The organism is Campylobacter concisus (assembly GCF_003048575.1).
Classification (GTDB): Bacteria; Campylobacterota; Campylobacteria; order Campylobacterales; family Campylobacteraceae; genus Campylobacter_A; species Campylobacter_A concisus_U.
Window position 1 is genome coordinate 32,764 of the sequence record NZ_PIRZ01000006.1, and the last position, 11,694, is coordinate 44,457.

The 11,694-nt window shown below is 35.8% G+C and carries 7 protein-coding genes, 11 tRNA genes and 1 pseudogene; 4 read left to right on the forward strand and 15 right to left on the reverse strand.

From position 1 onward, the window contains the following. The first annotated feature begins 22 nt into the window (after positions 1–22). Positions 23–2,398, forward strand: coding sequence for a tetratricopeptide repeat protein (locus CVS84_RS07550; RefSeq protein ID WP_107691851.1), 2,376 nt, complete (start codon positions 23–25; stop codon positions 2,396–2,398). A 550-nt stretch (positions 2,399–2,948) separates the two neighbouring features. Here the strand turns inward: CVS84_RS07550 and CVS84_RS07555 are convergent. The 15 genes and pseudogenes from CVS84_RS07555 to CVS84_RS07625 form a co-directional block, all read right to left on the reverse strand. Next, positions 2,949–3,023, reverse strand: a tRNA-Glu gene (locus tag CVS84_RS07555). An 8-nt stretch (positions 3,024–3,031) separates the two neighbouring features. Then, positions 3,032–3,107: transfer RNA gene (locus tag CVS84_RS07560), tRNA-Lys, on the reverse strand. Positions 3,108–3,221: 114 nt separating this feature from the next. Beyond that, positions 3,222–3,298 (reverse strand) — tRNA-Asp (locus CVS84_RS07565). Positions 3,299–3,306: 8 nt separating this feature from the next. Then, positions 3,307–3,382, reverse strand: a tRNA-Val gene (locus tag CVS84_RS07570). Between the two features lie 18 nt (positions 3,383–3,400). After that, positions 3,401–3,476 (reverse strand) — tRNA-Glu (locus tag CVS84_RS07575). Between the two features lie 13 nt (positions 3,477–3,489). Continuing rightward, a tRNA-Lys gene (locus CVS84_RS07580) sits at positions 3,490–3,565 on the reverse strand. 129 nt (positions 3,566–3,694) lie between these two features. Next, positions 3,695–3,779, reverse strand: a tRNA-Leu gene (locus CVS84_RS07585). Positions 3,780–3,794: 15 nt separating this feature from the next. Beyond that, a tRNA-Arg gene (locus CVS84_RS07590) sits at positions 3,795–3,871 on the reverse strand. 15 nt (positions 3,872–3,886) lie between these two features. Beyond that, a tRNA-Arg gene (locus CVS84_RS07595) sits at positions 3,887–3,963 on the reverse strand. Positions 3,964–3,969: 6 nt separating this feature from the next. Continuing rightward, a tRNA-His gene (locus CVS84_RS07600) sits at positions 3,970–4,046 on the reverse strand. A gap of 9 nt (positions 4,047–4,055) precedes the next feature. Beyond that, positions 4,056–4,133 (reverse strand) — tRNA-Pro (locus tag CVS84_RS07605). Between the two features lie 478 nt (positions 4,134–4,611). Next, complete coding sequence (locus CVS84_RS07610; RefSeq protein ID WP_107691778.1) at positions 4,612–5,334, reverse strand: TerC family protein; 723 nt, start codon at positions 5,332–5,334, stop codon at positions 4,612–4,614. After that, positions 5,327–5,914 (reverse strand): phosphoribosylglycinamide formyltransferase, encoded by a 588-nt coding sequence (gene purN / locus CVS84_RS07615; protein WP_107691779.1) that lies wholly within the window; start codon positions 5,912–5,914, stop codon positions 5,327–5,329. The genes CVS84_RS07610 and purN overlap by 8 nt, the downstream gene beginning before the upstream one ends. After that, a complete protein-coding gene (locus CVS84_RS07620) occupies positions 5,896–7,299 on the reverse strand; it encodes an NAD(P)H-hydrate dehydratase (protein WP_107691780.1) in 1,404 nt (467 codons plus the stop codon). Before CVS84_RS07620 ends, purN begins: the two co-directional genes overlap by 19 nt. A 1-nt stretch (position 7,300) precedes the next feature. Beyond that, positions 7,301–7,936 (reverse strand): annotated as a pseudogene (locus CVS84_RS07625) (ATP-binding protein); the annotation flags it as partial. Between the two features lie 312 nt (positions 7,937–8,248). On the opposite strand from CVS84_RS07625, the gene CVS84_RS07630 reads away from it, so the two are divergent. Genes CVS84_RS07630 through CVS84_RS07640 form a run of 3 tightly spaced genes read left to right on the forward strand, consistent with a single transcriptional unit; the run spans position 8,249 to position 11,690 of the window. Continuing rightward, positions 8,249–8,893 carry a TnsA endonuclease N-terminal domain-containing protein gene (locus CVS84_RS07630; RefSeq protein WP_107691781.1) on the forward strand — a complete coding sequence of 215 codons (645 nt, stop codon included), beginning with the start codon at positions 8,249–8,251 and terminating at the stop codon, positions 8,891–8,893. Beyond that, positions 8,886–10,784: a Mu transposase C-terminal domain-containing protein gene (locus CVS84_RS07635; RefSeq protein ID WP_107691782.1), complete on the forward strand. Its 1,899-nt coding sequence runs from the start codon at positions 8,886–8,888 to the stop codon at positions 10,782–10,784. The genes CVS84_RS07630 and CVS84_RS07635 overlap by 8 nt, the downstream gene beginning before the upstream one ends. A gap of 12 nt (positions 10,785–10,796) precedes the next feature. Then, the gene (locus tag CVS84_RS07640) at positions 10,797–11,690 is read left to right on the forward strand and encodes a TniB family NTP-binding protein (protein WP_103559943.1); all 894 of its coding nucleotides are present in this window, start codon (positions 10,797–10,799) and stop codon (positions 11,688–11,690) included. Positions 11,691–11,694: the final 4 nt, after the last annotated feature.

Sequence of the window (11,694 nt, forward strand, 5' to 3'; positions counted from 1 at the left end):
AAAATTTAACTATAATTGCGGCATGAAAAAGCTCTTAATTATTTTATTTTTTCCGCTTTATCTAACTGCTTTTAATCTTAGCCTAAATAGCGGCGCAAATGGTGATAAACCTTATAGCGTTCTTCAGCTAAGCGATGAGCAAGAATTTGAATGCGTGGAGCAAATTTTAGCTTACGACACCAAACGCTATGTCTGCATGCTTGATGATGAAATTTTGCCAAAAATTGAAGATACGACACTGCCATTAATGGATATAAAATATAAAAAGCAAGATGGCAAGCTTTTTATCGTCATAATGCCAAAAGCACCGTCAAAACTGCTAAATATAAAAACTGAGCTTTATAACAGCCAAAACGTGCAAGATAGCCCAAAAACAACCATTTCAAAACACTTTAGCATCATTATAGATACTTCGCTCAGTGAAAATAGCAAGAGAAAGTCTGGGCTAAATTTTAAACCTGATTTTAAAGATATGCTAAATCCTAGTATCGGAGCGCTTGATCTTAACAAAGCTCCTATTGCTGGGCTTGATAGTAATGACATTGATATCTATATAAGCATAAAACGAGCTTATGAAAAGGGCGCTTATGAAAATGTAGTAAAAGATACTCAAACAGCTATAAAAAGGCATCCAAATAGCCTTTTTTCAAGTGAATTTTTACTATTTCGTCTAAGGGCTCTTGATAAAATTTTTGAGACAAAAAATGAGTTTGAAGAGATCGAGCCAAAAGATATCGTAAGCGAAGGTAGGGCTTGGATCAGAAAATTTCCATCTGATGAAAACTATCCAGAAGTGCTATATCTAATCGCTAGAGCCTACCTAAAAGATAGCATCGCAAGTGATGCAAAATATATGCTTGATATCTTAAACGAAGAGCACGCAAACTCAAAATTTACAAAACTTGCAGCGCTTGATTATGCTGATTATCTCTATAAAATAGGCAGACAAAAAGAGGCGCTAAAAGACTATGAAAAAGTGCTTTACTCCACAAACGACATCGACCTTGCAAGTAGAGCAGCACTAAGCCTAGCTGATGCAAATATTGATAAAGAAAAATTTGATGAAGCAAAGAAATTTATACTAAAAATCGCAAATGCGAATGAAAAATTTTTTATGAATAACCCAACGAAGTCGATGAATCTTGCAACTACATTTGCAAGTAAAGATATGCCTGATGTGGCTGCTAAAATTTATGAAATCTTGATAAATAATAGCGATAGAACGAAAGATTTTTATGAAGTTGCTTTAAAAAATTTAGCACTCAATCTAGCCAAAACAAAAGATGAGAAAAAAGCATACGAATACTTAAATAGATATGAGACAGAGTTTAAATATGGTGATTATATCGATGAGGTGACTAAAGCAAAAGATGGATTATTCTTTGAAGAAGAGGATAAAAATGCAACTGCACTTCATGCAAGATATAAAGAGCTAATTGAAAAATATGCTGGAACAAATATTAGCCAAAAGGCTCTAATAAGCGAGCTTGAGCTGGATATTAAAGAGCGTAAATTCTCCGATGCACTATCTTACAAAACCATGGCAAAAGATGGAAATTTGAGTAAGGCAATGGAACTGATAAATGAGGCTGCGCTAGAGCTTACAAAAGAGTATTTTATGAAAGATGATTGCACGGCTGTTATAAATTTGCTTGAAAACTACGATATAAATAAAATCTCATTACCGCAATTTAAGCTCTTTAATTGCTATTACAGAACGGCCCGCTACAACGATGCACTTGAGTTAGCAAAAGCTCATGCAAAAGATGAAAATTTAGAAGACAGAGTTGAGTGGCTGGTAAATTTGAGCAAAATTTTATATAAAAATAAAGACTACGAGCATGCGATCATTGCCGCAAATGACGCGCTTTCACTTGGCTCATCAGTCGAATACTCAGATCCAACGCCATCTCTTTTTGACAGGTTTTACTCATTGCTTGCATTAAAACGCTTTACGGAGGCGATCTCAACCATTAGCGCTATTGAGCAGCTAAGAGGCCAAGACTTTAAGATTATCGAAGCATATACAGCCATAAGTGACTATGCGATGAAAAGTAATGACTACGCTATCGCTACAACGTATGCTAAAAAAGCTCTTGAGCTACAAACAAAAGCCAAAATAAATACATTTTCGCCAAAGATAAATTTTAACTACTCAGAAGCATTACTAAAGACAGATAACCTAGGTGAGGCACTTGATGAGGCGAAATTTATACTGAACATGAAGCTTGAGCCAGAAGACCGCTTACATGCTTTAAATTTGATAAGTGAAATTTATATAAGACAAAAGCAGTTTAAGTTGGCTAGTCCTTATTTAAACGAGTGCTCTGACTCAAATTTTGTAAGCCCATATAAAGATGCTTGCAAAGCTAAGCTTGATATGATAGGCAAAAACTAAATACAAAGAAATAGCTTGTTTGATAGTTTTATATTTGAGCTTAAATTTTAACCTTTATTTTTGCTATTTAAGTTAAGCTTTCTTTAATTATGTATTTAATTTTTTATATTGCCATCAAATGCTCTTTATATTATAAAAAGAACTATATTTTATCGTAAGCCTTAATGATTTTTAACGCACGAGACCTGGTATGATCTTAAAAATTTTAGGCACCTTTCTTTATTAACAAATATAGGATGTTTTACGATTTATAAGTTTAAAAATAAAAATGCTTAATAAGCTTTTTTGCCAATAGATCAAAGCAAAAACAACTTGTAACGCTTTTAATTATATTTATATGATGTGTTTTATTGTATTTATAGAAATTTTTAGCTTATTGTAAATTAACTTCTAAAATTTATCATATACTACACGCTAATTAAACAACAATATAAAAATTAATTTTTACGTTTTTAGTAGCAATTTACTAAGCAAAAAAGTATACATTTTTAATAAATTTTCTATAAAAATTTCTATGTAACAAATTGAAAAGTAACAAGGATTAGAAAAATGGTGACCCATACGAGACTCGAACTCGTGTTACCAACGTGAGAGGCTGGTGTCCTAACCGCTAGACGAATGGGCCAGAATGGATGGTGCCCCGTGTAGGCCTCGAACCTACGACCCCATCATTAAGAGTGATATGCTCTACCAACTGAGCTAACGAGGCAAAAAACATAATACAAACTATAAAGCCTAATTTTAGAACTAATAATCTTAAAATCTAAATTTTATCACTCAATAATAAGAAAATTTATAATAACCTTAAACTAAGGTTTAGAGATGGCGCAGCGGACGGGGCTCGAACCCGCGACCTCCGCCGTGACAGGGCGGCATTCTAACCAACTGAACTACCGCTGCACCTAAAATGGTGGTCGCTATAAGACTCGAACTTATGACATCCACCTTGTAAGGGTGGCGCTCTACCAACTGAGCTAAGCGACCTAAAATTTAAAAAATATCTGGCGACCCTTAGAGGATTTGAACCTCTGTTTCTACACAGAGAAAGTAGAGTCCTGAGCCACTAGACGAAAGGGTCATAAACCCAAAAATGGTGTCCTGCGTTGGATTCGAACCAACGGCCCCCTCATTAAAAGTGAGATGCTCTACCGACTGAGCTAGCAAGACATTTATTTAAAAAAGAATTGAGATTATACAAAAAACATTATTACATGTCAAGAAACAAGAAAAAGTATCTAGTGCTTTACAATATTAATTTTTAATAATATAAGTTTATCTCAAATTATAAAAAAAGAATGGTGCGGATGAAAGGACTTGAACCTTCACGCCGTGGGGCACCAGATCCTAAGTCTGGCGTGTCTGCCAATTTCACCACATCCGCACAACAATAATAAAGTGGTACGCCCATCAGGATTCGAACCTGAGGCCTACGGCTTAGAAGGCCGTTGCTCTATCCAGCTGAGCTATGAGCGCATAAAGTATTTTAAGTGGCGCGCCCGATAGGAGTCGAACCCATAACCTACAGATCCGAAGTCTGTCGCTCTATCCAATTGAGCTACGAGCGCCCAAAATGGGGTGAGTGATGGGAATCGAACCCACGACCCTCAGGACCACAATCTGATGCTCTAACCGACTGAGCTACACTCACCATTTAACATGGTCGGGGTGAAAGGATTCGAACCTTCGGCCCTCTGGTCCCAAACCAGATGCGCTAACCAGACTGCGCTACACCCCGCCTGAGTCGTGTTTGTAAGTTTATGCCACTACCTCATTAAAAAGTCGCATTTTAACTTGTTTTTTTTATAAAGTCAATTAAAAAACACTTAAATTAATAGAAATTATATATAAAAATAATTCAATCAAAAATATTAATTAGTACTTTACTAAATACATAATCTTTTAAAAGAGCTAGCTTTCTATGCTTCTCTATTTTGCTATCTACTACAAATTTTAACCTTTATTTCACGGATTTTTAAGTAGCTTAACACGAATATTTTACACTGATATTACAACAGAATAAATATCAATCTATATATTATGCATTTTATACTTAGCAAATTTTGCATTAAAATTTATACAGATTTATCTTTTTGGGCTAGAATTTTTATAAAATTGCTTACTTAAAATTCCACAAACAAAAATCACTTGATAGGCTAATAATATGATTAACATTTTATCCATCATATCATTAGCTTTTCATCGGCGTAAAAATATTATTTAGCTAACATTTTCTTTTTAGCATAGATATTTATACTTTCTACTGCCAATGAAAACGCCATCGCAAAATAGATATATCCCTTTGGAATATGAAATCCTAATCCTTCAGCAACTAGTGTCATGCCCACAAGCACCAAAAATGCAAGTGCTAAAATTTTTATAGTAGGATTATTATCCACAAAATTAGAAATACCTTTTGACGCTATCATCATTACACCAACCGCTAAAATAACAGCTATGATCATTATCTCTATATGCTCAGCCATTCCAACAGCCGTGATAACACTATCAAGAGAAAAAACAATATCCAAAACAGCTATCTCGCTTACGATAATCAAGAAATTTGCATGTGATTTTTTGCTATTTTTATGCTCTTCACTTTCGCCAGAAACACTAGAATGTATTTCAAGGGTTGATTTTACAAGTAAAAATAGACCGCCTAATATAAGCACCAAATCTCGGCCACTTATGCTAAATTCTGCGATAGTAAAGAGTGGCTTTGTTAGCTTCATGATCCAAAACAATGAAAGTAAAAGTAAAATTCTAGTCACCATAGCTAGCCCTAAGCCAACAATCCTACCACTACCGCGCTGCTCTTGAGGTAGTTTACCTACCAAAATAGCGATAAATATAATGTTATCTATGCCTAAAACTATCTCTAAGCCAGTTAACGTAAGTAGTGATATCCACGCTTCTGGCGAACTAAACCATTCAAACATTTGCTTCCTTTGTTAAAATTTTTATTATGCTCTCAGGCAAAATTTCATGCTCTATCGCATGGATTTTGCTCTCCCAATCCTCTAAGCTCATACCATCTTCTCTTTCAAACGCTCTTTGAGCGATGAGTTTACCTCCATCAAGCTCCTCGCTCACGTAGTGCACGCTAACTCCGCCAAGCATCATGTCACTCTCAAAGCTATCTTTTATCGCATGAGCGCCCTTAAAAAGTGGCAATATGGAAGGATGTAAATTTATGGCTTTTATCTGTGATGTAAAAACAGGAGTTAATATCCTCATAAATCCAGCAAGCACCGTTAGTTCAGCGCCGCTTTTTAAAATTTGCTCTACAACCGCAGTGTCAAATTCTTCTCTATTTGCAAATTTGGCACTCTCTATTATCGTCGTATCAAGCCCAAATTTCTTAGCACGCTCTATACCGTATGCACCTGGCTTGTTGCAGATACAAAGGCAAACTTCAATTTTTATGCCATTAAAAATTTGATTATGAACTTTTTTAAGTATCGCTTCTAAATTTGAGCCACTACCGCTAAAAAGTACGGCTATTTTTTTCGTAAGCATTTTACTCCTTTTATAATGTCTGTTGGCTCGAGCGCGTAGCTGTTTTTGCCAAAATTTCTAAGGCTAAGCGCATGAGCTAGTGTAGCCGAGATGGCAGCATCCAGTGGCTCGTAACCTTGAGCTAAAAGAGCAAGTACGAGTCCGCTTAGTACGTCACCACTGCCACCTTTTGCAAGTATATTTTTACCATAGGGCATGACGTAAATTTGCCCATCTTTGGCAATTATGGTGTTTGCACCTTTTAGCACAAGTACAGCCTTAAATTTCTCGCTCCAAGCCCTCGCATAAGCGTATCTATTTTCTTGTAATGTTTTTACGTCGATATCTGCTATATTACAAAGCTTTAAAAGTGAGCAAAATTCCTTTGGGTGGGGTGTCAAAACACAGTTTTCATTTAGCAGATCAAGCACTTTTGCGCTGTAAAAGATATCAGCGTCAAGCACTAGCTTTTTGCCCTTTAAAATTTGTGCATCAAGCTCTTCTATACCATTTTCGCCAAGTCCCATACCAATGGCTCCGGCATTCATTTTTTTACTTATCTTGCTTGCTTGCATGATCTGCGTTGGTAAATTTAGACTCTCACTACTTATCACACTAACTAGCCCAGCCCCAAAGGCAAATGCCGCCTTTGCACAAAGCTTACTAGCTCCTATGTGCTCGCCAGATATGATAAATGCGTGACCAAAGTCGCCCTTATTTACGCACTGATTTTTTCTATTTGGAAGTACAAGGTCGCGTTTTTCAAGCAAGTGATAGCCACTCTCGCACTCGTAGTTTTGAGCGCTTATGCCAAGAGTGGCGACCTTTGTCTTGCCAACAAAGTCTTTTGCCGTGTCGCTATAAAGCCCAAGCTTTCTAGCTCCCATCGTGATCGTGATGTCCGCTTTTACGCAAGCACCAAGCACTTTGCCCTCGCTACTTAGCCCACTTGGCATATCACAAGCAATGGTATAGACAGAGCTTTTATTTATCTTTGAGATAAGCCCTATGTGATTTTCATCTAAATTTCTATTTAAGCCAGAGCCAAAAAGTCCGTCTATGACGCATTTTGCACCATTTAAGCCATTTTCTACATCTTTACACTCACGCACGCCAGCAGATTTAGCTCGCTCAAGCTGCTTAATGGTTAGTGGCTTTAAATTCTGACTAGCTAATATAAATTCACATTCAAACTCACCCTCAAGCATTCTTAACGCACAAAGCACGTCTGCGCCATTATTTCCACTGCCGCAAACGCCAATCACCCTCTCGCCTTTTTTAAATTTCTTACGGATAAAATTTGCTATGCCAGCGGCAGCGTTTTCCATTAAAAGCTCTTCGCTAAGGCCAAATTTCTCGCTTGCTCGCTCGTCCAAAACTCTCGTGTCTAAATATAAATTTTTCATTTTATGCCCTAAAACTAAGCGCCTCTAGGATATGAGGCTTTAAAATTTGCTCGCTCTCATCAAGATCGGCGATACTTCTAGCCACTCTAAGCGTCCTTTTTATGCCTCTTTGAGAGAGGTTGTATTTCGTGGCGGCCTTTTGTAAAATTTCACTTGCCTCGGCATTTAGAGTGCAAAATTTAGCTACCTGTGCGTCACTAAGCTTACCATTTAGCTCATCTTGAGCACGCTTTTTTTGAAAGATAAAGGCTTTTAAAACCATCTCGCTCATCTGATGCGAGCTTAAACTCGCCTTATCATCTGGCGAGCTCTCGTCCATGGCGACCTTTAGATCGATGCGGTCAAGCACTGGGGCTGAAATTTTGGCTTTGTAATTTTTTATCTCGTTTTCGCTGCATTTACAGTTTAGATTGCGGGAGAATAAATTTCCACAAGGGCATGGATTTTGCGCGGCTACGAAGATAAATTTAGTCTCATAAGTCACTTTTGAATTTACCCTTGCGATATGGATTTGATTGTCTTCAAGCGGCTCTCTAAGGCTTTCGATGACTTGCTTTGAAAAGTGAGGGAACTCATCAAAAAATAGCACTCCACCATTTGCAAGTGCGATCTCACCAATCTTTGCGACGTTTGAACCTCTGTAAGATTCAATAAAAGTTGCGAATGAATAAAAGCGATTGAGAAATGCATTATGTAAAATCATTGCCCTATTTTCAGTTAAATTAATACTATTTTACTATTTTTTAAAATTAAAAACAAGCTACTAGAAATTCAATAAAAGTTGCGAATAGTTCAATAAAAGTTGCTAAAATATTATAAAAATTCAATAAAAGTTGCTAAAAAGTTTTAAAGGCGGTATAATACATGTATAGTATTTTAAAAAATATAATTGAGATATAGAAAACAATTAATTTCACTAGATCCAAAGTAAATTAATAAAAAGGTAGCTATGTCAGTACGAAAAATTCCAAAAAACTATCGCTCATCCACCGGAATATTTCAGAGTTTGAAAAACAAGTCGCCTATCTCCTATGAATCTTTGCTCGAAAGAGACTTTTACTTACTTTTAGAATTTAATCATGAAGTTCAATCCTATGAAGAACAACCGCTTACAACACAATATGCCTATAGAAATTCAATTTACAGATATACCCCTGATTGTCTAGTACAATACTATCCAAATTTTAATAAGCTTCCATGCGTATTTGAAATCAAATTTAGCGAAGAACTTAAAGAAAAGAAAGTTTTTCTAGATGCAAAATTCTTTCAAATTGAACAATATCTGTATGAAAATGATATGAATTTTAAAATATTTACAGAACTCGATATAGATCCAATATATCTTGAGAATGCAAAACTAATCTACACATATGCTAATCTTCAGAGCACCAATGCGGTCAAAGACACATTTAACTTGTGTAAAAAATATTCAGGAAAAACACTTGCATATATTTTAAACCAAATTAGCGACAATAGACTAAGACAAGCAGAATTCATTCCCTATATTTGGTATTTAGTTTTTTCTTCAAAGCTCAAAATAGATATGTATAAGCCTATAAATTTTAATACTCCAATAAGGATCTGCGATGAATAAGGTGCAATATGCTATAGGCATGCATATTTTTTATAACAATGTAGAATATATAGTTGTTAGACAAATTAACTTTCAAGAAATCATGGCACAGAATATTTCAACTGGAGAAAAAGCTATTCTCCCTATTCAAGAAATGACAAAAGAGTCTCAAATTTCCAATCAAGAAGATAATCAACAAGACATCAACCCCTTAGAACTAAGTTCAAATGACTGGGACGAAGCCAACAAAAGACTAGAAATTATAAAGCCTATCTTGGGTGTAGTCACCAATAGAATTAGGGCCATCAAGCAAAGGGCTGCTGAATATAACTTGCACCCAAGTACAATTTATAGGTGGCTTGAAGCATACAAAAACTCAGGCAATCTTCTAGCTTCTATAGCCCCAAAAAATCAAGCCAAGGGAGGCAGAGGACGTCTTAGAACAGTTGAAGAGGTGGAATTGATAATTAAAAAAACAATTGAGGAGCTATATCTCTCGAAACAGAAATATTCATCAAAAAAGACATATATGGCGATAGTCCAAAGATGTAAAAATGCAAAAATTAAGCCGCCTAGCGAAAACACGGTACGCTCCAGAATCCAGTCGCTGTCGGACAAGGAAGTTCTTAAACGAAGAGAAAGCGCTAGAATGGCCGACAGAAAATATAGAAATACAGATGGTATGTTTCCAGCAGGAAAATATCCGCTTGATTTTATACAAATCGACCATACCCCAATGGATATTATTGTTGTAGATGAAGTGTACGGACAGCCTATAGGAAGACCATATTTGACCATAGCGATGGATATTTATAGTAGAATGGTCATGGGGTTTTTTATAAGCCTAGATGAACCTAGTTATTTTTCAGTCTCACAATGCCTTACACAAGCAATGCTATCAAAAGAGAAATATTTAAGAAGCCTAGAAGTCGATGGCGAATGGAATATTTGGGGGATTCCTAAAACAATAGGACTCGATAATGCGGCAGAATTTAGAGGAAAGGATTTGCAAAGGGTTTGTGAGCACTACGGCATAGAGTTAAATTGGAGACCTGTTGCAAGACCGCAGTTTGGTGGTCACATAGAAAGGATTATAGGTACCGCTATGAGAGAAGTACACACTCTGCCTGGCACCACTTTTTCAAATATTCAGCAAAGAGGAGAATATAAATCCGAAAAATATGCCACTATGACGCTCAAGTCTCTTGAAAAATGGCTTACCGAATACATCATAAATGTTTACCACAAACAGATACATAGCGGCATAAATTGTACTCCAGAGCATAAATACGAGATAGGAATATTCGGCGATGGCAAAACATCCTTGGGTAGAGGCCTGCCTGAAAGAATTGCTGATGAAGATAAATTTAAAATTTCGCTACTACCTACTATTGAACGCACAATCCAGCAATCTGGAATTAAAATAGATAGCATTCAATACTATGCAGATGCTTTAAGAAGATGGATTAGAGCCAAAGATAAAGACAAGAAAGCTAGAAAATTTATTTTCAAAAGAGACCTAAGAGATATAAGTACAATTTGGTTTTATGATCCTGAAATAAAGGAGTATTATCCAATTCCTTTTAGGAATATATCCTATCCTCCAATATCAGTCTGGGATTTAAGGGCTATCAAAAAATATCTTGACGACAACAATGTAACTGGATACGATGAAGTGACTATCTTTTCGGCATATGAAAAAATGAAACAAATCGAAAAAGATTCTGCGCAAAAAGTAAAAAGTATAAGAAGGAAGCACTCCGCACAAAAACATAGAGATACGAAAAGGAAATTTGATAATATACCAAAGACCAAATCTAAGTCAAATGCCTCATCTGATGCTGAAAATGACATATCTTTATCTGATTTATATAAAGATGTTGAGCCTTTCGATGATATAGAGATTTTATAAAGGCAACAACCTATGGAAAACCAACATTTAATTCAACAAGCACAAGATGCATTATTGCTTACAGATGAAGAAAGAATTGCTTTTATGTTAAACGAGAAGTGGTTTTTATACCCAATTGCCAAAGAAATTCTAAAAGAATTAGAATTTCATCTTAAGCATCCCAAAAAAAATAGAATGAAAGGCAGGCTTATTGTTGGCGGAACCAACAACGGAAAAACGTCTATCGTAAATAAATTTATTAGAAGCCATATGCCATATGATGATGAAAATGTCAAAATAACGCCAGTAGTAGCGGTGAGTGCGCCCGAAAGCTCCAATCCATCAGACCTATATGGAAGTATTTTACACAAGCTAGGGGTCCCATATAAAAACACAGACAGAGCTACAAAAAAGAAAGAAAAGGTTGAGGGAATATTTTTACTATGTCGCACTAATATGCTTATAATCGATGAAATACACAATATTATAGTGGCACCCGTACAAAAACAAAAAGCCTTTATGGTGGCATTAAAAAATCTTAGCAACGAGTTAATGATACCCATCATATTGGTAGGCACTGCCGATGCACTACATGCTATAAATACAGATTCGCAAATAAGTAATCGATTTCCGCCACTGGTTGTACCAAAATGGAAATACGATAGATCTTTTTTATCCTTACTGGCAAGCATAGAAAAAACTCTCCCTCTAAGAAAACAATCAAATATGGCCACCTCAAAAGAGATATCAAATTATATTTTAGACTACTCTGAAGGGTATATAGGAGAAATTATAGATTTAATAAACTTAGCTGCTCAATATGCCATAGAACAAAAAATTGAAAGCATTACCATGGAAACACTTAAAAAATCTAATTTTGTGCGCCCTTCTATGAGAAAAAATATTACTGATTTTATAGAAATATGATAAG

Coding starts and splice junctions, on each gene's coding strand:
- CVS84_RS07550 (WP_107691851.1), top strand. CDS start 23: ATGAAAAAGCTCTTAATTATTTTATTTTTTCCGCTTTATCTAACTGCT.
- CVS84_RS07610 (WP_107691778.1), bottom strand. CDS start 5,334: ATGTTTGAATGGTTTAGTTCGCCAGAAGCGTGGATATCACTACTTACG.
- purN (WP_107691779.1), bottom strand. CDS start 5,914: ATGCTTACGAAAAAAATAGCCGTACTTTTTAGCGGTAGTGGCTCAAAT.
- CVS84_RS07620 (WP_107691780.1), bottom strand. CDS start 7,299: ATGAAAAATTTATATTTAGACACGAGAGTTTTGGACGAGCGAGCAAGC.
- CVS84_RS07630 (WP_107691781.1), top strand. CDS start 8,249: ATGTCAGTACGAAAAATTCCAAAAAACTATCGCTCATCCACCGGAATA.
- CVS84_RS07635 (WP_107691782.1), top strand. CDS start 8,886: ATGAATAAGGTGCAATATGCTATAGGCATGCATATTTTTTATAACAAT.
- CVS84_RS07640 (WP_103559943.1), top strand. CDS start 10,797: ATGGAAAACCAACATTTAATTCAACAAGCACAAGATGCATTATTGCTT.